Genomic DNA, 20882 nt, shown 5'->3' on the forward strand with positions numbered 1-20882 from the left:
AGGGTTTTCTTCGTTTATAACCGTTCTATTTTTCTCAGAACCATTAAAAGCACAGGATAACATTGATTAAATTTATTAAGGGCGTACATTGGTTTTCTCCACCAGATGGCACTGATTTGCGTAGAAGCACTTCCATCATCCGTTTTACATCTTCCATTATAATTCCATCCCGGGTTAATTAGCCCTGATGGAAGCGCTATCCCTTTTGATAAAAGCTAATTTGTTTTATGGTGTTATAAGTTCCAAAAGAATTAAGCATACAGCAGGACAGGAGCCAACCTATAAGTACAGAAACTGCGCTCCAAGAAAAATGCAATACTTTTAAAAACTCAATTGTAAAGACTAACTACTTATTTCTGCAGAACACAGTTCCATCATTCTTTTGCATTATACTTCCATCCCAGGATAGGAACCTGGCCCATTATACACAGAAAACTGCGCTCCAAAAAAATGAAGAGGTTGCATTAAGAATATTGTAATGAATGGTTTAAGCGTTTGCTTCTTCTTTGACGGCCAATTGACCACAAGCTGCATCAATATCTTTACCACGGCTACGGCGGATATTGGTATTAATTCCCTGACTTTTCAAATAATTCGAAAAAGCATCAATCTTATCGCCTTCTGCATTGGTGAAATCAGCAAAAGAAATTGGGTTATATTCGATCAGGTTCACTTTGCAAGGAATATGTTTGCAGAATTTAGCTAAATCCATGGCATCCGAAATCTCATCATTAAAATGATTAAAAACAATGTATTCGTAAGTTACCGGATTTTTAGTTTTAGCAAAATAATATTTAAGGGCATCTGCCAACGCTTTTAGAGAATTAGCCTCATTAATGGGCATAATTTCATTACGTTTTTTATCGTCAGCGGCATGCAGTGAAAGCGCAAGATTGAATTTAGCACCATCATCACCCAATTTTTTAATCATCTTGGCAATTCCTGCAGTAGATACAGTAATGCGCTTATAGCTCATGTTTAGACCATCAGGAGCAGTTATACGTTCGATAGACTTTAATACGTTTGCATAATTTAACAGCGGTTCACCCATGCCCATATACACGATATTGGTAAGGGGATTATCATAGTTTTGCTTAGCCTGTTTGTCGATCAATACCACCTGATCATAAATCTCATCGGCGTTTAAATTACGCTTACGATCCATGTAACCGGTTGCACAAAATTTACAGGTTAAACTGCAGCCTACCTGAGAACTCACGCAAGCCGTCATACGGTCTTCCAAAGGGATTAAAACTCCTTCAACAATATTGCCGTCGGCTAACCTGAAAGTATTTTTAATGGTATGATCGTTACTGAACTGAGAGTTGTTAACCTGCACAGCATTAATGGTAAAGGATTCATCCAAAGCCTTACGAAGATCTTTAGATAAATTACTCATTTGCTCGAAATCCGTAGCCGATTTTTCCCAAAGCCACTGGTAAATCTGCTTGGCCCTAAATGCAGGCTGTTGCATTGCTACAAGGTGTTGTTGCAATTGGGGAAGATCTAATGCACGAATATCGGTTTTTTTTGCTGCTACCATTTGTTGCAAAGGTACTTAAAAAAGGTAGAAGGTTAAAAGGTGGAGGGTATAAGGTATGTAGATAGTGCCAAATTTTACAATTTGTTAGCTTATCTTCCTCTGCCTCTTGTATTTGGCTTGCCTGCAGACTTCCCTTTTGCCGGTCTGGAATTTCTGTTACCACTATTACTTTTAGCACCGGGTTTTGAGCCTGAATGAGCTCCTGGTTTTTTGCCTGAAGATTTTTGACCTAATGGTTTTGGTTTGAAAGCCTTTTTAGGTTGTTCTTCCCGAAGCTCAGGAATTTCTTCCCAGGCGTTTGGTTTTTTCTTAGCTGTAGGTTTTGGTTTGGATTTAGCCTCTGAAGATGAATTTTCTACACTTTTGGTGATGCTTTTCATTTCTTCTTCGGTAAGTTCCCTAAACTCTCCGGTTGGAATACCTTTAAGACTGATATTCATAATCCGCGTACGCTCGAGTTTGGCTACCTCATAACCAAAATGTTCGCACATTCTGCGGATCTGCCTGTTTAAGCCTTGAATTAAGATAATATTGAAAACAAAGGTACTCACCTGGCGTACCTTACATTTACGTGTATTTACACCTAAGATTGGTACACCGTTACTCATCTCGAAAATAAAATCTTCGGTGATGGGTTTATTAACGGTAACCAGGTACTCTTTTTCGTGTTTATTCCCTGCCCTTAAAATTTTATTTACGATATCGCCGTTATTGGTCAGGAAAATTAAGCCTGATGAATCTTTATCCAATCGGCCAATCGGAAATATCCTTTCGCTGTGGTTTACATAATCCACAATATTATCACGTACGCTTCCCTCTGTAGTGCTGGTAATTCCGACAGGTTTGTTAAAGGCTAGCAGAATGAAGTTACTCTCTTCTCTTGGTTCGATATTATGGCCATTAACCATCACTTTATCACCTGCAAAAACCTGATCGCCTACCTTTGCCCTTTTTCCATTGATAAAAACAGTACCCTTTTCGATATAACGATCTGCTTCACGGCGTGAACATAATCCACTTTCGCTGATAAATTTATTTAAACGGGTTGCAGAGTTATTGTTCATGCTGCAATTTTACGGAAATAATTGTGTTATTCATTGTTCATAGTGGCAACAAATGATTGGATGGTACTTTTAAGCTTAGTTAAAGTTTCATTGTCAGTAATTATAGCAACAGTACTGATCTTAGCTTTTGCAAATGAGATAAGCTGGGAAAATGCCTTAGCTTCGAGTACTGTTAAAACATCAATGATGGATTGGTAAGCTTTTTCGCCTTGGGTTGAAGCGACTAGTGCTAAAACAGGTTTCCCTGAAAATGATGCTGAACTTACCGTCCAATCGAGCAGGTTTTTTAATGAACCCGGTAAACCCATGGCATACTCTGGTGTAGAAATAATGATTCCATTTGCTTGTTGGATAGCAGATCGAAGTTCATTAATAAGCTTTGGTGGGTTCTCCAGATCTAAATCAGGATTAAAATGAGGGAGGTCTGAGATGGAAGGAAAGTTGGTTATTTCGAAATCTTTTCCTAAAAGCTGGCCGGCGGCCGTAATATAAAGTGCGTTGGTTGATAAAGCTTTTGTACTGCCCGAAATTGCGACTATCTTTTTCATTGTTAAAAGTAACAAAGAACAGATGGATTATAAAGCGTAACGGGTAATCGGGCTGTCATTTCAAATGAACCATCGAAACGCACCAGGTTTCAACGGTCCATTTAAATATCATTAAGAACTAAAAATTCTGATCATCGGCACTTGGGCCATAACTTCCGGGGATTGGAATATTCAATAACCTCAAATAAACGCCTAATTGTGCACGGTGATGGGTAGTTTGGCTAAGGGAATGGCGGATGGTTTCATATTTGGAATAATCTGCCAACACCTGTTTGCCCATACTTAATACCCAACGTCCGCTTAAATTATCTTCAGTAGCTTTTTCTAAATCAGCTTTTCCTTCTACGTAATTTTCTTCCAAAATTTTAACCAGGTCATCTGCGCTTTCAACAGGAGCCTCTGTGTAAGGTGCTGTTTCAAAATCCAGTCCATCTGTAGTTAAAGCCAATGAAACCCAGCGGGGAAGGTCGGCAATGTGAACGGTAAGCGATTTCATTTTCATGCTTTTTTCGTGCGGTGCCCAGTCAAATTTATCTGCCGGTACCAGCGCCAGGAATTTTTTTGTGGTATTAAATTCGGCTTCAAACTCTTTCAATAATAATTTAATGATATCCATATTTTTTTGTTTTGTTTTTTCTGCGGTGTGTAATTCCATAAGTAATAAATCAGCGATGCTCATGATTTTTGATGTTTGTTTACACAAAGAAAATACAGGCCGCTGACAACCCTATGGCAGTGTAAAAAAAATATTTAATTAAGAGATGTTTTATTAAAAAAAATGAATGTATTGTTTTGATAATGAATGCATTAATGGTAAGTATTGAAAACAAGAAATCTGAAAAAGTAGTAAAAGCTGTGCTTGATGCCTTGGGGTCGAATACAAAGTTGCATCTAATATTAAAACAAAAAGAACTAAATATGGCTGAACAATCAATGTATAATCGCTTCTTTTGAGCAAATAACTTCACCTGGAAGGAAAAGTAGAACTTCGCGATGCCAAGATTTTTTAGATGAGCTTTAAGGTTAAAACAATTTATTTTATTGAAATTTACCTTAAAAGTGAACATTCATCTGTAAATACTGAAGATGTGATACAACGTTTGAAAGATGCAGGAATTATAGAATTCTAGTAGTTTACCGGTAGCAAATGCATATAATCACTTAAAGGCATGTGTTCTGTTTTTCTGAAAGGAATGCCCAGGTTTTTTAAACAAACAATCCTGATCAGGTTAAAATCGCGATATTCATTACGGTAGTGGCACCAGGCAATTAAATGCCAGCTAAAAGCATAAAAAATTAAGCCAATGGGTTCAACTTCTCTTTTGCTGGCCTCCCCTTTATTATTTTTATAATCGATTTCAATGAGGTGTTTTTCGGCAATAGCGTGTTGAATAAGGGACAAATATCCAAAGTTGAAACTCATTCTTTCCGGAATTTGCAATTTGATATGCTGGTTTAGAGTTTCCAGTTTTTCTTTCTGACCTGTTTTTAACACTGCTTTTACCTTGGTCAGTGCAGCAGAATAATGAGCACGGATAGAGTTATCCGCAAAACCATTTACCAGGCTTTCTACCAGCAATAATGCATTGGCTTCTTCCATATTAAAAGAAACCGGGGGTAAAAAATAGCCCTGAACCAGATAATAGCCTTTGTGTTGCTCAAAACTTACGGGGATACCCTGTTCGCAAAGCGCTTTAACATCACGATAAACCGTACGTATGCTCATATTAAACCTTTCAGCAATCTTTTCTGCTGTAATGTATTTTTTGGATTGGAGTAGGGTCAAAATTCCGAAAAGGCGGTCGATACGGTTCATGTTTGGTTTTTTTTAGGCGTTGATAAAATTAAAGCTTTTTAACCAATTTTCTTGTGGTACGTTATTTGTAAAAGATAAATAGATATCAATTCTAAACGATAAACCGTTATGATAATGGTTTAAGGTAATAATCTGAATTAAATGGCGGCCGTTATTCAAAAGCGTTTCTTCCGGGCAATAAAAAGTAAGGTAATTATAGGTTTTCTGTTCGCCTGTTTTGCGCTGATATTGGCATGGGGTATCAGTAAATTTGCTTTTACCAGGATGCTGAATACCGTAGAAGAGATTTCGGCACCAAATGATCGTTTAAGGATTGTTAACGATCTTTCGCATAAAATTGCCAGATTGGACCAGCTCCAGCGCGACGAAGCTTTTAATAAACAAGGTACTTATAGTTTTCTAAAAGAATCGCGTAAGTTAAGATCAAGTCTGGACACCCTCCGTAAATTATACCGGGGCGATTCTGCACAGCTGGCCAGGATAAAATCGATTAAAGATCTACTTTCAGACCGCGATAAACAGTTTGTCAACTACCTTAAAGTTAGAGAAACGCTGGTAAATACAAAGTCATTTTCTGATGAAGTGCAGAAACTAAACGAACTGGTGGCTATAAGGGCAAGGCAAACCGATAGTGCGGTATTAACTACTGAAACCACCACTTCAACCACTACAGTTGCACCCGAAGAAGAGCAAAAATCGCGGGGTTTTTTAAGTAAACTCTTTGGCAAGAAAAAATCTGATGTTTACAAAATTATAAACGAAGAATTTAAAGTTAAACGCGATACTTTAAATGCAAAGGCTGAAGATAGTATTATGAAAAGCATGACGGGTTCGCTAAAAAACATCGAACTGGAACAACGTCAGAAAAGCCAGAAATTTTTAAAACGTGAGGCAGATTTATCAACTGCAAGTAATGCTTTAACAGCTAAAATGCTGCAGATTTTACGCGAGGTAGAAGGCGAAGCCGTGGCCCAGGTTGATTTAAATGGGATTCAGGCCAAAGAAGTGGTTAACGATGGCATTACGCAGATCACCACCATTATCATTATCTTCTTTTTACTGACGGTAATTTTGCTCTACCTGATTATGGCAGATATTACTAAAAGTAATAAATACAGAAAGGCTTTAGAGCTGGCAAAAGATGAGGCTGAGTATCATGGCAAAGCGAAGCAGCGTTTTCTATCAAACATGAGTCACGAGATCAGAACACCGTTACAATCTATATTAGGTTATGCCGAATTGATTACCCAGCAAGATGTGCCCAATAAAAAAGATGTTGATGCCATTTATCAGTCTTCAATCCATTTACTTCAGATCGTGAATGAAGTATTGGATTATAACCGGATTATTTCGGGCGAGTTTAGTTTCAATAACCAGGTATTTAATATTAAAAAAGCTTTGGATGAAGTGGTTTCGGTGATGCGGCCATTGGCAGAACAGAAGTCGCTCCAGTTAAATGCAGCATTTGATCTGGCTAACCTGGAGTTTGTAAAGGGCGATGCTTTCAGGTTAAAGCAGATTTTATTCAATTTGTTGGGCAATGCGGTAAAATTTACCTTAAAAGGTGAAATCAGCCTGTCCGTTTCCTATAAAAAACAAGGTGAAGATTTACATTTTCATTTCACCATAAAAGATACGGGAATTGGTTTTGATGAAAAAGATATCCCAAAAATATTTAATGAATTTGAGCAGATAGAATCTCCTGAAAAATATATCATTAATCAAACAGGTACAGGTTTGGGCTTGCCAATTGTTAAATCGCTGATCGAAACGCAGGGCGGGCGTATTTATGTTAAAAGTAAGCCTGGCATTGGTACCACTTTTAATATTTATATGAAATATGAAAATACAACTGAACGTGTAAATGATGCTTTGGATTTAGAACATTACGCCATTGTTAATCCTGGTTCTGTATGGGTAATTGATGATGATAAGCTGATTCTTGACCTATGCGGAATGATTTTCCAAAAAAATAAAATCCCTTTCAGGAGTTTTACCCAGGTTTCCGATATTTTACATACCGAACCCGAACCCGACTTAAAATACGTTCTGGTTGATATGCGCATGCCCGAAATGACCGGTTTCGAACTTTGTCATTTGTTAAAAAAGAAACTGCCGCACAACATTAAATTCTATGCCATTACCGCACAGGTTTTACCCGAAGAACGCGAAATGGTTTTAAGTGAAGGTTTTGATGGTTTGATTATGAAACCGTTCAGGGCGGTTGATATTCTTTCTATTTTTGATAAAACTGAGATTTTATCAGAACAGCCAGAATTTGATTTTTCATCGATCGAAAAAATGACCTTTGGCGATCAGCAAATGCTTGAAAAAATCCTGAACCGTTTTAAACAGGATTCCATTGATGATGCTGCATCGCTTAAGGAACATATCAACGATAATGATCAGGATAAAAGCAGGTTATTGGTTCACCGCTTAGCAGGTCGTACAGCGCAAATGGGTTCTAAAACTTTAGCCAATGCTTTCCGTACCTTAGAAATAGAAATTGCCGAAAAGGGTTTAACTGATCATGCAAAAGCAGAAGTGTTGGTACAGATTAAAAAATTAGATGGCCTAATTGCTTTTATTGAGCAAATGGATTACGCCAGTGCCGAATAGTTATTCGATCCCGTAACGTTCCATTTTAGCATAAAGCGTTTTACGGTCGATATTTAAAATTTTAGCGGCTTTTGATTTGTTGTGTCTAACTTTAATCAAAGTTTCCGTAATTAATGTTTTTTCGTTTTGTTCATTTACCGCTTTCAGATCCGATGAATTACCCGGTGCTGATTGGTGTTGAACCGAAATCATCATTTCATCAGGCAGGGCTTCGATCTGGGCAACATCGCCAGGGCTTAATAAAACCATACGTTTAATTACATTGCTCAGTTCGCGCAAATTACCCGGCCAATCGTAACTCAGTAATAATGATTTCGCTTCTGCAGATACACTCTTCACGTTTCGCTCTAAATCGCGGTTGGATAATTGTATAAAGTGGTTGATAAACAATTCTAAATCTCCACCCCGATCGCGTAATGGTGGAAGCTGGATTTTAAATTCATTTAAACGGTGATACAGATCTTCCCTAAATTCGCCCTGTTGCATGCTATTGGCCAAATCATCGTTGGTAGCCGTAACAATCCTTACATTAACTGGAATTTGCTTGGTACTGCCCAAAGGCTGAATTACCCTTTCCTGTAAAGCACGGAGTAGTTTAATTTGTACCTCATAACTCAGGTTCCCAACTTCATCCAGAAACAATGTTCCTCCATTGGCGGCTTCAAACTGGCCTTTTTTATCATTCAATGCACCTGTGAAAGCACCCTTAACATGTCCGAATAATTCACTCGCAGCTAAATCTTTCGATAAAGCACCACAATCTATCGCAACAAAAGGTTTATCTGCACGTTTACTTTGCTGGTGTAGTGTTCTGGCTGCAAATTCTTTTCCCGTTCCGCTTTCGCCCTGTATAATTACCGACATATCAGTAGGTGCAACCAGGTTAATATGACCGTATAATTTATCGGCAATAGCACTTTTGCCTTTAATAAAATCGCTGTTTGTTTCTTTAGTTTCGACGCTTTTTAAATCCTTTTTAGCTAAAGAATTTTTAATTACCATTAATAATTCGTCGGGATTAACTGGTTTGGTGATATAATCAAAAGCACCTAACTGAATTGATTTTACCGCTGTGCGCACATCATTAAAACTCGTCATGATGATTACCGGGATAGAAAGGCCCAGATCGCGGATATGGGTAAGCACTTCAAAGCCTGTACCGTCAGGAAGGCGGTAATCAATCAACAATAAATCATATTCGCTATTTTCAACTTGTTTAAAAGATTGCTTTACATGGGTCACAAGGGTAACTTCATGACCGTTTTTTGTTAAAAAACCTTCAAGCAATTGAGCAAATGTGGTATCGTCTTCTAAAATCAGGATTCTCGCCATTTAACAAAAATAAGAAAAGCCGGACATAATCCGGCTTTCTTTGTAATAGGTAGATGTAATATTTGGGTTTTTATTGTACGGGCTTACCGTCTTTATCAATTTTAACCGAACCAGTTTCTGCTTCTTTTTTAACATTGATTAAGTAGTATTCCTTTGTTCCTTCTTTAACAGACCATGCTTCAGTAGCAGTCCAACCTTTATAAGCATCAGATTTTAATGCGGTGGTTACTGGGGCCGGTAATTCTTCTAATTTAACCGGAGTTTTTACTGCGCTATCCTGAACTGCAACAATTGCAGCGTTTTTAATTGTATTTACTTCACTTGCCTGTACTGCTGAGAATCCTGCAAAAGCTAAGAACGCAGCTGATAAAATTAATTTTTTCATTTTGTTTATTTTTTAGTTATGCGCAGCCCTAAGGGCCGCGCTAATATGTTAATTATGCCTTTATAGCGTATTTATTTGAGATTATTGAACTGGTTTACCGTCTTTATCAATTTTAACTGAACCAGTTTCTGCTTCTTTTTTAACGTTGATTAAATAATACTCTTTAGTACCTTCTTTAACCGACCAGGCTTCAGTAGCGGTCCAACCTTTATATGCATCAGATTTTAATGCGGTGGTTACTGGAGCAGGAAGCTCTTCTAATTTTACCGGAGTTTTTACTGCACTATCCTGAACTGCAACAATTGCAGCGTTTTTGATTGTATTTACTTCACTTGCTTGTACTGCTGTGAATCCTGCGAATGCTAATGTAGCGGCTAAAATGATCTTTTTCATGATATTGTGTTTTAAAATATGATTGGTAACTTTCGTTACTGTTAAATACTTGTTAATTATGAAGCGCTAAGGCTATTGATATTATTGAACTGGTTTACCGTCTTTATCGATTTTTACCGAACCGGTTTCCGCTTCTTTTTTGATGTTAATTAAATAATACTCTTTGGTACCTTCTTTAACCGACCAGGCTTCAGTAGCGGTCCAGCCTTTATAAGCGTCAGATTTTAATGCGGTTGTTACTGGCTCAGGTAATTCTTCCAATTTAACTGGAGTTTTCACTGCGCTATCTTGAACTGCAACAATTGCAGTAGTTTTAAAATCTTTTACTTCACTTGCCTGTACTGCTGAGAATCCTGCGAATGCTAATACTGTAGCTGCTAAAACGAATTTTTTCATGGTATATATTTTAAAATTAATTTGTGTAACAATACTTGCTAATGTTTCATAATGATGCCAAACGCGTATTTTTATTTAAGATATTGATTTACAGTGCTTTGTTGTTATGCCAAGATTTTAATATTGTGGAATTTCTCCACAACTTGTGGTGAATGACTACAAGTTTTGCAGATATTTCTGGTTGAATAAATGCCATAATGCAGTGTGCCGTTAGATGTTCCCATCTGAAGGGTAAAGATTTTACCATAATTGCAACAGTTTATCTAATAAATATAAATTGTCATCCTTGAACCTGTCGGAGGACCTATTTTAAGTTACCCATTAAGTATTTCGATTATTTGTTCCGATTTTTCGGGAAGCTCAGCGTTAAAAATTTGAATAAGTATTAATCACGGGATCGGATAAAAATATCAGGCAGTACAAAAAAAATAAATTTCAATTTTTGAAAAAAGAAGATTTTTTTCTATCATTGCAGCCCGATTAAAAGCCTCCTTAGCTCAGCTGGTAGAGCAACTGACTTGTAATCAGTAGGTCATTGGTTCGATTCCGATAGGAGGCTCTTTTCTTTCCCCTTGTTTCCAATTTCTCAGGAAAAATTAAAAATCATTTTATTTTCAAAAATAAGCCAGGCCTGGAAAAATATTTTTTTACCTCCTCTTATTCCGCTAATTTGCAACATGCTAAAATACTTTTCAGCCGACTGGATTTTTCCTGTTGCCTCGGCTCCGGTTAAAAATGGGGCGGTGGCTGTGCGTCCGGATGGTGAAATTGTTGGAATCTTAACCGAAGAAGAGATTGCCAACCTTGGGCAGGATATTATAAAAAATAAAGGCGCTATTGTTCCGGGTTTTATCAATGCTCATTGCCATTTGGAGCTTTCGCATATGCTGGGGCAAATTCCCGAGCAAACTGGGCTTGTAGAATTTGTGCAAAGCATTATTAAAAGCAGGCAAGGAGATGCGGAGCAGATTAAAGCGGCCATGTACGATGCCGACCAAAAGATGTTCGAAAACGGCATTGTGGCGGTTGGTGATATTTCAAACCAGGTTTTTTCCAAAGAGATAAAAGAAAACAGTAATATCCATTACCACACTTTTATAGAAGCAATGGGGTTTAATCCCGAACGCGCAGCTGCTATAATGGATTACGTTAAAGAAATTAAGCAGGATTTTGAGCCTCTGCCTGCTTCTATTGTTCCCCACGCCCCTTATTCGGTATCTCCTGAACTGTTTGAACGCATAAGGGAAGAAGCAGCAAAAGATAATGCCCTTATTAGTGTGCATAATCAGGAAACGAACAATGAAAATGCTTTTTTCGAAAATAAAACAGGAGGATTTTTAGAGCTGTACAAATTTTTGGGGCTGGATATTTCCTTTTTCGAACCTACAAATAAAACATCATTACAATCGTGGTTACCTTATATTAAAGAACAAAAGACTTTATTAGTACACAATACGGTTTCAAGCAAAGCCGATATTACATTTGCAAAAGCTCAAAATCCGAATTTATACTGGTGCCTTTGTCCGCAGGCCAATTTATACATTGAAAATGCTTTACCCGATGTTGGTTTATTAATAAATGAAAAAGTGAAAATTACCTTGGGTACCGATAGTTTGGCGAGTAACCATCAGCTTAATATCCTGTCGGAAATGATCACCTTGCAGCAACACAAACAGGTAGATTTTGAAAAACTGTTGAGTTGGGCAACCATAAACGGGGCCGAATTTTTAGCTGTCGATCAACAACTTGGAACAATAGAAGCGGGTAAAAAACCAGGATTGAACCTCATCCAGTTATCTGCTGATTTTATAATAGAAAGTGATCAGGTTAGAAAACTGATCTAATGCTAAAAAAGATGAAAATAGCCATATTGGATGATTATCAGGATGCAGTTAGAAGACTTGCATGTTTTGATTTATTACAGCAGCAGGAAGTTGTTATTCTTAACAAAACCGAGAAAGACCCTAATGCTTTGGCCGAAAAAATAAAAGATGTGGAAGCATTGGTTTTAATCAGGGAAAGAACTGTCATTACGGGTGATTTACTTTCTAGATTGCCCACTTTAAAATTGATTAGCCAAACCGGGAAAATATCCAATCATTTAGATTTAAATGCCTGTACTAAATATAAAGTGGCCGTAGCCGAAGGTATTGGCTCCCCAATTGCCCCTGCCGAATTAACCTGGATTTTGTTGATGAATGTTTTAAGACAAATTCCTAGTGCTATAGCAGGAATGAAAAAAGGGGATTGGCAGATAAATTTGGGAGAAAGTGTGAGCGGAAAAATCATCGGGATTTGGGGTTACGGAAAAATCGGTAAACTAATTGCCGGTTATGCAAAAGCTTTTGGTGCAAAGGTTTTGGTATGGGGCAGTGAACAATCGAGATTAAACGCCGTAAATGATGGCTTTGAGGCTGCAGAAAGTAAAATGCATTTTTTTAAAACTGCAGATGTGGTTTCGCTTCATCTCCGTTTGAATAATGAAACAACGGGAATCGTAAAGCAGGAAGATTTAAGTTTAATGAAAACATCATCGGTGCTGATCAATACTTCACGTGCAGAACTTATTGAAAAAGGAAGCCTTGTTAAAGCCTTAAAAGCTGGCAGACCTGGGTTTGCCGGTTTAGATGTTTATGAAAGCGAGCCTGTTTACAATACCAGTTTCGAACTGCTCAATATGCCGAATGTAGTTTGTACACCGCACCTCGGTTATGTAGAAAAGAATAGTTACGAACTGTATTTTAGTAAAGCCTTCGAAAACATTATCAATTACATTAACGGAAAGCCTACAAATATTGCCAACCCTGAAATACTTTAAATATGAACCCGATCTGCAAACTTTTCAATATTAAATACCCAATTATCCAGGCCGGTATGGTTTGGTGCAGCGGCTGGAAATTGGCTTCAGCGGTTTCTAACGCAGGCGGTTTGGGTATTATCGGTGCGGGTTCTATGTACCCCGAAGTTTTAAGAACACACATTCAAAAATGTAAGCTGGCTACCGATAAACCTTTCGCGGTTAATGTACCCTTGCTTTACCCCAATATTGAGGAAATTATCGATGTGGTGATAAGGGAAGGGGTAAAGATTGTATTTTCTTCTGCGGGTAACCCAGCCACCTGGACCAGTACACTAAAAGAAAAAGGAATTACCGTTGTCCATGTGATTGCGAATACAAAATTTGCATTAAAAGCGCAGGAAGCTGGAGTAGATGCCATTGTTGCCGAAGGTTTTGAAGCAGGTGGGCACAATGGGAGAGAGGAAACCACTACGATGTGTTTGATCCCGGTGATTAAAGAAGCTGTGCAGATTCCAGTAATTGCTGCCGGCGGGATAGGAAGCGGAAAAGCGATGTTGGCCGCCTTTGCATTAGGGGCAGATGCTGTTCAAATTGGTTCGGCTTTTGCCGTTGCCGAAGAATCATCAGCCCATCCGGCCTTTAAAAATAAAATTATTTCTGCCGTTGAAGGTGATACCAAACTGGCCATGAAAAAGCTGGTTCCGGTAAGGTTATTAAAAAACGAATTTGCCGATGCCGTTTCTATAGCTGAGGCGGAAGGGGCCGATAGAAGCCGCTTAATGGAACTATTAGGCCGTGCAAGGGCAAAAATGGGGATGTTTGAGGGCGATATGGAAAACGGAGAACTCGAAATCGGTCAGGTTTCTGCGATGCTTAGGGAAATTAAACCTGCTAAAACCATTCTTGAAGAAATTTGGCTTGAATTTAGATCAGAACTGCAAAAATTTAACAGTTTGCATAATGAATTGAATTTTTAAACACAATTGCTTTGTTAACTTTACAACATTAAAACATTTCAACCTTACAATAATAAATGAAGCATCTTAATATAATCATTACCGGTAAAGTGCAGGGCGTCGGTTTTAGAGAAACCACAAAAATTATTGCCAACCAAATGATGGTAAATGGTTTTGTAAGAAACGAAAAAGACGGATCGGTTTACATCGAAGCAGAAGGAGAAGACATTTTTCTGGAAGAATTTGTAAACTGGTGCAACGAAGGCCCCGATCGCTCTCGGGTAGAAAATGTTTCGGTAAGCGATGGCGAAGTAAAAAACTATCGTAATTTTGAAATCTTAAGAAAATAAATTGCTGAATTGTTTGATTGCTATATTGTTCCGTTAACGGCGCTTATCTCAATACGCAATACTCAAATCTCATATTAGATGTCTGTATATAAAAAGTTTCTTGGGCAAACCATGATTTATGGTATCAGTACCATTTTTTCGCGGTTGTTCAATTTTATATTAACGCCTGTTTACACGGGGGTTTTTGCTCCCGGTGTTTATGGAGTTTTTACCAAAATGTTCAGTTACGTATCCATCATCAATCCCATACTGGCTTTTGGGATGGAAACCACTTTTTTCAGGTATTTAAATAAACATGAAGATAAAAAGCAGGAAGTATACAACAACAGCTTTTTGGTAATTGCTTTTATATCTACCCTGTTTTTAATCACTGCATTAATTTTTTCTGATTATTTGGCCAGGTATACCTTAGATGGAAGTATGGCAGAATTGGCTGCTCAAAAATCTTACGTACATTATTTCGCGTGGATTTTATTTGTTGATGCCATCAGTGTAATTCCATTTGCCAAATTAAGGGCCGATGGAAAACCATTTAAATATAGCTTAATCAAGTTTCTGAACATTGGTACTTTTGTGGCTTTAAATTTGGCATTTATTTATGTTATCCCATTCCTGATCAAACATGATATCCTTAGCGGATGGTTCACTTCCTGGTATAAAGGCCGTTGGGTAGGTTATGTGTTTGTAGCCAATTTAATTGCGAGTGTGGTTACCTTGCTCATGCTTATCCCACAGTTTTTAGAAATTCAGTTTAAGTTTAATAAAAGTTTGTTCAATAATATGCTGGGCTATAGCTGGCCGGTTTTGGTAGCCAATTTGTCGTTTATCATTAACGAAAATCTGGATAAAATTTTATTGGGAAAATATTTGCCAGAAAGCATTGCCAATCATGATGTGGGTATTTACGGAGCCGTTTGTAAACTGGCCATTTTCATTAGTATTTTTAATACCGCTTTCAGGTTAGGCGCAGAACCATTTTTCTTTAGTCATGCTAAAAATGCCAATGCAAAACAAACCTATGCAAACATATTATATTACTTTGTACTCGCCTTATCCATCCTTTTTGTAGGCTTAACGGCCAATATCGAAATCATCAAATACTTTATCAATTCGAGGTATTGGGTGGGCTTAAATGCAGTTCCATTTTTGTTGTTCGGTTATGTTTGCCTGGGTATTTATATGAATTTATCGGTATGGTACAGGTTATCAGATCAAACGCGGTATGGCTTATATATTTCCTTGGTAGGAGCCGTTTTTACCATCATTATGAATATCTTGCTTATTCCTAAATTTAGTTACATGGGCTCGGCCTGGGTATCAATGTTTGCGTATTTCATCATTATGGTCATTTCTTATTTATTGGGCCAAAAACATTACCCCATACCCTATAAACTTAAAGCCATGAGTATATATATAGTGGTATCAATCGTGATGGTATACTTATCTTTTTGGGTATTTAAACGGAATATTTATATCGGAAACGGCATTTTAGCGCTATTTCTCTTCGGAATATTCTATTTTGAGAAGAATAATGTAATGAAAATGCTAAAAAAGGGTTAAAAATATGGGCTCATAGTTTATGGTCAATAGCCATCAACCATGAGCTATCAAACCATGATCCATCAACCTAAACATTCAACTATAAAATGGAAATAAAAATCATCAATACCTCCGAACATCCGCTACCTCAGTACGAAACTGCCCATGCAGCTGGTATGGATCTCCGGGCGGCAATAACGGAAGAAATTATATTGAAACCTTTGCAACGGCTATTGGTGGCCACGGGTTTGTTTATCGAACTGCCTGTTGGTTACGAGGCGCAGATCAGGCCAAGAAGCGGACTCGCTTATAAACATGGCATTAGTATTGTAAATTCTCCGGGTACAATTGATGCCGATTACCGTGGGGAAATAAAAGTTTTATTGGTAAATTTATCAGATACAGCTTTTAAAATCGTTAACGGCGATAGGATTGCACAAATGGTTGTAGCCAAACACGAAACCGTGAGCTGGCAACCGGTTACGGCACTGGGAGAAACAGCGCGTGGTGACGGTGGTTACGGCCATACTGGGAAGTAACTTTGGCGTTAATTTTTGGATGGATAAAATGATATGAAGTATAAAATACATTTTCTTATCGGGGCTACTTTAATAGGTTTTCAGGCTTATGGTCAAAGCGTAGTTGCACCGGCGACCAACCGCGATAGCAATATGGTAAAACAATTGTTTTTTGCCGGTCTGCGTGAGAAAATGTCTGAAAACTATGTTGTGGCCTCAACCAATTTTAATAAAATTGTTGGTTTAGATCCGAATAACCATGCGGCCTATTTTGAACTGGCCAACGCCAATCTCCGTTTGGATAAACTTACCGAAGCCGAGCAGAATATAAAACAGGCCATTAAATTAAATGCTGAAAATTTATGGTACTGGCGCTTGCTTGGCGAAGTATATAAACGCAACAATAAAATGCCCGAACTGATCGAGGTATTTAATCAGTTGATCCGTCTCGATCCCGAAAATGATGCCTATTATTTTGATAAGGCCAATGCACAGTTTTTAGGCAACCAGCTTGATGCTGCAAAAAAGACTTATGATGAAATTCAGGTTAAATTCGGCGATTCAAGAGACCTTACAAATGCCAGAAAACGTTTCCAGGCAAACGGAAGTGCAACCGAAAGCGATATTGTTAAATTGCTGGAGGGTAACCAGGCTGATGTAAAAAATTACCTTTATGCTGCAGGTTTGCTTTTACAAAAAGGAAATGATCCGGAAGCACTAAAAGTGCTGGTTAAAGCGCAGCAGTTAGAACCTAATAATTTTGAAGTGAATCTTGCCCTGGCAGATATTCACCGCAGACAGAAAAATGATGATGCCGCTTTCGCTGCTTTAAAACTGGCTTTCGAGAGTGCCGAAATGCCCTTGACCGAAAAAGTTAAAATCATTGCGGCACTTTTCCCAAAACTGAGTCAACCTGTGGTTGCCAAAAATGTAACCGAACTGAGTAAGTTGGTTGCCGAAAAAAATCCAACGGATGCGAAGGCTTTGGCGCTTTATGGCGATGTGCTTTATCAGCAAAATAACCTAAAGGAAGCTTTGGCCCAATACCAGGCCGCTCTAAAACTTAACGAACAGGTGTATGCGGTTTGGGAGCAGGTTATCAATATTCAAACATTACTTGGGCATTACCAAGACGCGATAAAAGTTGGAGATGAAGCGCTTACCATTTATCCAAACCAAGCCAGTTTGTATTATTATATGGCCTACGCACAATACAAAACCGGTAAATATGAGCCTGCACAAAGCAATTTAAAAACCTCGCTACAACTCGATGTGGAGAACAAAAGCCTGCAGGCGCAGATTTATGCCCTGCAAGGTGATATCTACATCAACCAGAATAATTTTTCGGCAGCTAAAACCGCATTCGAAAAAGCCATTTCTTTGGAGCCGGATAATTTCCTCATCATGAATAATTATGCTTATTATTTAGCGTTAAGAAATGATGATTTAGTGAAAGCCGCAAAATATGCTGAAACGGCAGCCAATGCAATGCCTAATAATCCGTCCATTACCGATACATATGCCTTCATTTTGTTTAAACAGCAAAAATATGATCTGGCAAAAACGTGGATAGAAAAAGCTTTGCAAAACAATAGCAATAAAAACGGTGTTTATCTGGAGCGCTATGGCGATATACTTTTTATGAAGGGTGAAAAAGATGAAGCAGTAATCCAATGGCAAAAAGCAAAAGAAGCCGGAAACGAATCAGCAGTATTAATTAAAAAGATCAATGAAAAAAAATATTTTAAATAGCGTACTCCTGTTAGGAGCAGTGGTTTTTGTTTCGGCCTGTAAGCCTAAAAAAGAAATTGTGGTGGCTCCGCCCACCAAAACAGAAACTAAAACGGATAATTCCAAATCGGAAGCCCTAACGTTATTAAATAGCAAACAACTTAAATTTAATACCCTCTCCTTAAAAGCTAAGGCAACCCTGGATATTGCCGGCGATGTGAATGATGTAACCATGAATTTCAGAATGAAAGACAAGGAAACCATTTGGGTTAGTATTACCGCTTTAGGTGGCGCATATGAGCCGGCAAGAGCATTAATTACGCCAGACAGTATTAAAATTATGAACAGGGCAAAAAGCGAATACCTGAAAAAGCCTTTTAACTATATTTATAATTTCACCAATAAGCAGGTTAATTTTAACACTTTACAGGCCATTTTAACGGGTAATGCCATGGGCGAATTTTTAACCCAGCAATCGGATGTGAAACAGGAAAATGGCGTTTGGGTAGTTTCGGGAAGTAAAGCTGAACTGGATTATAAATTGCTTTTTAATACCCTTTTTAAAGTTGCCGAAACTAATTTAAATGATAGTAAAAACGGTCAGGCCTTAAAAGTTACCTATACCGATTATCAAAAATTAAATGAATCTTTATTCCCTAGTGCATTACAGATTAAAACGCTTTCTAAAGCGAAAAAGATAAACATTGATTTACAGTTTGTGAAAATTGATGGCAATGTTCCTGTCGATTTTCCGTTTAGTGTACCAAAGAGGTTTAAGGTGGTAAACTAAGCTTAAAAATTACATTAATTATTATCTATAAATGGTTTGCCAGGGTTAACTACTACTACAGTAGCGTACCTTTGGCAAACTTTGCTATATATGAAGATTGGGTGAAGACGGTTCTGTAATAAGTGATTATGACTTTAGTATCTCGATTTTAATATTTTTTACTGTAAAATTTTTATACTTTTGGCTTAATGAAGTTACAAAAACTGCTATTTATCCTTTTTTTAAGCGTGTTAACCCTTTCGGCTGTTGCACAAACTGAAAGTCAGCTCAGAAGGAAAAAAGAAGCTATACAACGTGAAATTGAACAGCTTCAAAAGAATTTGAATAAAACTGCAAGTGGTAAAAAACTTACCTTACAGCAGATTAATACCATAAATGCCCAGATCCGGTTGCGCCAGGATAAAATCGGAACAATCAACTCTGAAATTAAAAATCTGGATAACCAAATCTCTCAGAACACAAATACCGTACATACATTGCAGGGTCAGTTAGGCGATCTTAAAAAAGAGTATGCAGGCATGATCCGTTTTGCACAGCGAAACAGGAACTCGTACGATAAAATGATGTTTATTTTTGCCTCGAAAGATTTTAACCAGGCTTATAAAAGAATAAAATATTTACAACAGTTTAGCCAGTACAGAAAGAAACAGGCTGGTTATATTGAAAATACACAACAGGATCTTAATGGCAAGATCAAAGTGCTGGATAAAACACTTAGAGAAAAAAGCGACCTGTTGAAAGAGCAGGAAAGAGAACGTGAGCGTTTAGGTAAAGATAAAAGTGAGCAGTCTGTTGTATTAAATAAACTGAGTAAAGACGAAAAGCAGTTTAAACAGGATATCAATACCCGTAAAAAACAGCAGGCACAGATAGACAGAGCCATTAGTGCAGCCATTCAGCGGGCTATTGAAGAGGCCAGAAGGAAAGCGGCGGAAGAAGCCAGAAGAAAAGCAGCAGAAGAAGCGAGAATAGCTGCGGCTAAAGCCAAAGCAGAAAATAAACCTGCACCTACTGCGCCAACTGCACCTGCAGCTAAAGCAAAATCGACCGGGGAGTTGTTAACCGCAACACCAGAAGCCGCCAGGTTATCGGCAGGATTTGAAAATAACCGCGGAAGATTACCTTGGCCGGTTGCTACAGGAACCATAACCGAAAGATTTGGTTTGCATAAGGTAGACCAGGCAAGTTATACCAACGATGGAGTAGATATTACGACTAGTGATGGGGCAACCGTTAGGGCGGTGTTTGCAGGTAAGGTAGCCGCTGTACAGGTATTTATGGGCAGAACAGTGGTGTTAATTAACCATGGCGAATATTTTACCGTTTACCAGAACTTAAGGTCGGTAAGTGTGAGTGTAGGGAATGATGTAGATACAAAGCAGGCAATAGGTGTGGTAGCCAATACAGGAGACGACGCTATCCTGAAATTCCAGATCAGAAGGGGCCAGGCCGCTTTAAATCCTGAAGCCTGGATTAGTAAGTAGAATTTTTTTAAAATGTTTATATTTGTATAAATTATATTAGTGATGTATCAAGGCACGTTATTAGAGTTTTTAAACATGGGTGGATCGGAGATCATACTCATTTTAGTGGTAGTTTTATTGTTGTTCGGTGGTAAAAAACTTCCTGAGCTGGCAAGAGGACTTGGAAAAGGGATCAGAGAGTTTAAAGACGCATCTGATGGTGTTAAGCGTGAAATTCATAGAAACATCAATGCTATGGATTTAGATAAAGAAGAAGCAGAAGAAACAGCGGTAAACCATAGTCAACGCCACCACCCAACAGAAGAAACAACTGTTGATGAAAAGGTTGAGGCAAGCGTACCAGGTATTGATCTGGCCAAGCCTACTGACGAAAAAATTGTAGCAGACAATCATAAAGTTTAAACAAAAAAGTTATGTTAAATACAACAATAGCAGCAATGCTTGGAACACCAGAAATTATCATTATCGCGGTAGTGGTTTTGTTATTATTTGGTGGTAAAAAAATCCCTGAACTAATGAGAGGTTTAGGTAAAGGTGTTAAAGAATTTAAAGATGGAAAAGATGGTGTTGATGGTGATCAGGTAGATCCATCTAACCGCGATAAAACCGTTTAATTGC

At 38.0% G+C, this 20882-nt stretch carries 21 protein-coding genes and 1 tRNA gene; 13 read left to right on the forward strand and 9 right to left on the reverse strand.

What is annotated here, in order from left to right; translation table 11 throughout:
- Window positions 1-487: 487 nt before the first annotated feature.
- The 5 genes from rlmN to R2R28_RS10420 form a co-directional block, all read right to left on the reverse strand.
- Entirely contained in the window at window positions 488-1543 is a 1056-nt protein-coding gene (gene rlmN, locus R2R28_RS10400) for a 23S rRNA (adenine(2503)-C(2))-methyltransferase RlmN (protein WP_316825620.1), read from the reverse strand.
- Window positions 1544-1632: 89 nt separating this feature from the next.
- Window positions 1633-2607, reverse strand: a complete 975-nt coding sequence (gene rluF, locus R2R28_RS10405) for a 23S rRNA pseudouridine(2604) synthase RluF (RefSeq protein WP_316825621.1) — start codon at window positions 2605-2607, stop codon at window positions 1633-1635.
- A gap of 26 nt (window positions 2608-2633) precedes the next feature.
- Window positions 2634-3155 (reverse strand): NADPH-dependent FMN reductase, encoded by a 522-nt coding sequence (locus R2R28_RS10410; RefSeq protein ID WP_316825622.1) that lies wholly within the window; start codon window positions 3153-3155, stop codon window positions 2634-2636.
- Between the two features lie 118 nt (window positions 3156-3273).
- The gene (locus R2R28_RS10415; protein WP_316825623.1) at window positions 3274-3771 is read right to left on the reverse strand and encodes a DinB family protein; all 498 of its coding nucleotides are present in this window, start codon (window positions 3769-3771) and stop codon (window positions 3274-3276) included.
- 510 nt (window positions 3772-4281) lie between these two features.
- The gene (locus R2R28_RS10420; RefSeq protein WP_316825624.1) at window positions 4282-4971 is read right to left on the reverse strand and encodes a YafY family protein; all 690 of its coding nucleotides are present in this window, start codon (window positions 4969-4971) and stop codon (window positions 4282-4284) included.
- 141 nt (window positions 4972-5112) lie between these two features.
- Between R2R28_RS10420 and R2R28_RS10425 the strand changes: the two genes are divergently transcribed.
- Window positions 5113-7590 (forward strand): ATP-binding protein, encoded by a 2478-nt coding sequence (locus R2R28_RS10425; protein WP_316825625.1) that lies wholly within the window; start codon window positions 5113-5115, stop codon window positions 7588-7590.
- Here R2R28_RS10425 and R2R28_RS10430 read toward each other — a convergent pair whose 3' ends face one another.
- From R2R28_RS10430 to R2R28_RS10445, 4 genes are all read right to left on the reverse strand, one after another.
- A complete protein-coding gene (locus R2R28_RS10430; RefSeq protein WP_316825626.1) occupies window positions 7591-8922 on the reverse strand; it encodes a sigma-54 dependent transcriptional regulator in 1332 nt (443 codons plus the stop codon).
- 70 nt (window positions 8923-8992) lie between these two features.
- Window positions 8993-9307 carry a hypothetical protein gene (locus R2R28_RS10435; RefSeq protein WP_057931901.1) on the reverse strand — a complete coding sequence of 105 codons (315 nt, stop codon included), beginning with the start codon at window positions 9305-9307 and terminating at the stop codon, window positions 8993-8995.
- Between the two features lie 81 nt (window positions 9308-9388).
- Window positions 9389-9700, reverse strand: coding sequence for a hypothetical protein (locus tag R2R28_RS10440; protein WP_025145419.1), 312 nt, complete (start codon window positions 9698-9700; stop codon window positions 9389-9391).
- Between the two features lie 81 nt (window positions 9701-9781).
- Window positions 9782-10096 (reverse strand): hypothetical protein, encoded by a 315-nt coding sequence (locus R2R28_RS10445; protein WP_316825627.1) that lies wholly within the window; start codon window positions 10094-10096, stop codon window positions 9782-9784.
- A gap of 486 nt (window positions 10097-10582) precedes the next feature.
- Between R2R28_RS10445 and R2R28_RS10450 the strand changes: the two genes are divergently transcribed.
- The 12 genes from R2R28_RS10450 to R2R28_RS10505 all read left to right on the forward strand — a co-directional run bounded on the left by R2R28_RS10450 (window position 10583) and on the right by R2R28_RS10505 (window position 20878).
- Window positions 10583-10655: transfer RNA gene (locus tag R2R28_RS10450), tRNA-Thr, on the forward strand.
- Window positions 10656-10773: 118 nt separating this feature from the next.
- Window positions 10774-11940 (forward strand): amidohydrolase family protein, encoded by a 1167-nt coding sequence (locus tag R2R28_RS10455; protein ID WP_316825628.1) that lies wholly within the window; start codon window positions 10774-10776, stop codon window positions 11938-11940.
- A gap of 11 nt (window positions 11941-11951) precedes the next feature.
- Complete coding sequence (locus R2R28_RS10460; RefSeq protein WP_316825629.1) at window positions 11952-12914, forward strand: D-2-hydroxyacid dehydrogenase family protein; 963 nt, start codon at window positions 11952-11954, stop codon at window positions 12912-12914.
- A 2-nt stretch (window positions 12915-12916) separates the two neighbouring features.
- Window positions 12917-13873, forward strand: coding sequence for an NAD(P)H-dependent flavin oxidoreductase (locus R2R28_RS10465; protein WP_316825630.1), 957 nt, complete (start codon window positions 12917-12919; stop codon window positions 13871-13873).
- Window positions 13874-13929: 56 nt separating this feature from the next.
- On the forward strand, window positions 13930-14202 hold the full coding sequence (locus tag R2R28_RS10470) for an acylphosphatase (RefSeq protein ID WP_316825631.1): 273 nt from the start codon (window positions 13930-13932) through the stop codon (window positions 14200-14202).
- A 78-nt stretch (window positions 14203-14280) separates the two neighbouring features.
- A complete protein-coding gene (locus tag R2R28_RS10475) occupies window positions 14281-15762 on the forward strand; it encodes a lipopolysaccharide biosynthesis protein (RefSeq protein WP_316825632.1) in 1482 nt (493 codons plus the stop codon).
- An 86-nt stretch (window positions 15763-15848) separates the two neighbouring features.
- The gene (gene dut / locus R2R28_RS10480; protein WP_316825633.1) at window positions 15849-16280 is read left to right on the forward strand and encodes a dUTP diphosphatase; all 432 of its coding nucleotides are present in this window, start codon (window positions 15849-15851) and stop codon (window positions 16278-16280) included.
- A 33-nt stretch (window positions 16281-16313) separates the two neighbouring features.
- Window positions 16314-18011, forward strand: coding sequence for a tetratricopeptide repeat protein (locus R2R28_RS10485; RefSeq protein ID WP_316825634.1), 1698 nt, complete (start codon window positions 16314-16316; stop codon window positions 18009-18011).
- Window positions 17989-18780, forward strand: a complete 792-nt coding sequence (locus R2R28_RS10490; RefSeq protein ID WP_316825635.1) for a DUF4292 domain-containing protein — start codon at window positions 17989-17991, stop codon at window positions 18778-18780. Before R2R28_RS10485 ends, R2R28_RS10490 begins: the two co-directional genes overlap by 23 nt.
- A 188-nt stretch (window positions 18781-18968) precedes the next feature.
- Entirely contained in the window at window positions 18969-20264 is a 1296-nt protein-coding gene (locus tag R2R28_RS10495; RefSeq protein ID WP_316825636.1) for a murein hydrolase activator EnvC family protein, read from the forward strand.
- 42 nt (window positions 20265-20306) lie between these two features.
- Entirely contained in the window at window positions 20307-20666 is a 360-nt protein-coding gene (locus tag R2R28_RS10500; protein WP_316825637.1) for a twin-arginine translocase TatA/TatE family subunit, read from the forward strand.
- Between the two features lie 11 nt (window positions 20667-20677).
- Window positions 20678-20878 (forward strand): twin-arginine translocase TatA/TatE family subunit, encoded by a 201-nt coding sequence (locus R2R28_RS10505; protein WP_029986031.1) that lies wholly within the window; start codon window positions 20678-20680, stop codon window positions 20876-20878.
- Window positions 20879-20882: the final 4 nt, after the last annotated feature.

Source organism: Pedobacter miscanthi (assembly GCF_032678605.1).
In the GTDB taxonomy this organism is placed as follows: domain Bacteria; phylum Bacteroidota; class Bacteroidia; order Sphingobacteriales; family Sphingobacteriaceae; genus Pedobacter; species Pedobacter miscanthi_A.

Coding starts and splice junctions, on each gene's coding strand:
- R2R28_RS10440 (WP_025145419.1), bottom strand. CDS start 9,700: ATGAAAAAGATCATTTTAGCCGCTACATTAGCATTCGCAGGATTCACA.
- dut (WP_316825633.1), top strand. CDS start 15,849: ATGGAAATAAAAATCATCAATACCTCCGAACATCCGCTACCTCAGTAC.
- R2R28_RS10425 (WP_316825625.1), top strand. CDS start 5,113: ATGGCGGCCGTTATTCAAAAGCGTTTCTTCCGGGCAATAAAAAGTAAG.
- rlmN (WP_316825620.1), bottom strand. CDS start 1,543: ATGGTAGCAGCAAAAAAAACCGATATTCGTGCATTAGATCTTCCCCAA.
- R2R28_RS10460 (WP_316825629.1), top strand. CDS start 11,952: ATGAAAATAGCCATATTGGATGATTATCAGGATGCAGTTAGAAGACTT.
- rluF (WP_316825621.1), bottom strand. CDS start 2,607: ATGAACAATAACTCTGCAACCCGTTTAAATAAATTTATCAGCGAAAGT.
- R2R28_RS10465 (WP_316825630.1), top strand. CDS start 12,917: ATGAACCCGATCTGCAAACTTTTCAATATTAAATACCCAATTATCCAG.
- R2R28_RS10485 (WP_316825634.1), top strand. CDS start 16,314: ATGAAGTATAAAATACATTTTCTTATCGGGGCTACTTTAATAGGTTTT.
- R2R28_RS10445 (WP_316825627.1), bottom strand. CDS start 10,096: ATGAAAAAATTCGTTTTAGCAGCTACAGTATTAGCATTCGCAGGATTC.
- R2R28_RS10475 (WP_316825632.1), top strand. CDS start 14,281: ATGTCTGTATATAAAAAGTTTCTTGGGCAAACCATGATTTATGGTATC.
- R2R28_RS10495 (WP_316825636.1), top strand. CDS start 18,969: ATGAAGTTACAAAAACTGCTATTTATCCTTTTTTTAAGCGTGTTAACC.
- R2R28_RS10490 (WP_316825635.1), top strand. CDS start 17,989: ATGAAAAAAAATATTTTAAATAGCGTACTCCTGTTAGGAGCAGTGGTT.
- R2R28_RS10435 (WP_057931901.1), bottom strand. CDS start 9,307: ATGAAAAAATTAATTTTATCAGCTGCGTTCTTAGCTTTTGCAGGATTC.
- R2R28_RS10505 (WP_029986031.1), top strand. CDS start 20,678: ATGTTAAATACAACAATAGCAGCAATGCTTGGAACACCAGAAATTATC.
- R2R28_RS10420 (WP_316825624.1), bottom strand. CDS start 4,971: ATGAACCGTATCGACCGCCTTTTCGGAATTTTGACCCTACTCCAATCC.
- R2R28_RS10430 (WP_316825626.1), bottom strand. CDS start 8,922: ATGGCGAGAATCCTGATTTTAGAAGACGATACCACATTTGCTCAATTG.
- R2R28_RS10500 (WP_316825637.1), top strand. CDS start 20,307: ATGTATCAAGGCACGTTATTAGAGTTTTTAAACATGGGTGGATCGGAG.
- R2R28_RS10455 (WP_316825628.1), top strand. CDS start 10,774: ATGCTAAAATACTTTTCAGCCGACTGGATTTTTCCTGTTGCCTCGGCT.
- R2R28_RS10470 (WP_316825631.1), top strand. CDS start 13,930: ATGAAGCATCTTAATATAATCATTACCGGTAAAGTGCAGGGCGTCGGT.
- R2R28_RS10410 (WP_316825622.1), bottom strand. CDS start 3,155: ATGAAAAAGATAGTCGCAATTTCGGGCAGTACAAAAGCTTTATCAACC.
- R2R28_RS10415 (WP_316825623.1), bottom strand. CDS start 3,771: ATGGATATCATTAAATTATTATTGAAAGAGTTTGAAGCCGAATTTAAT.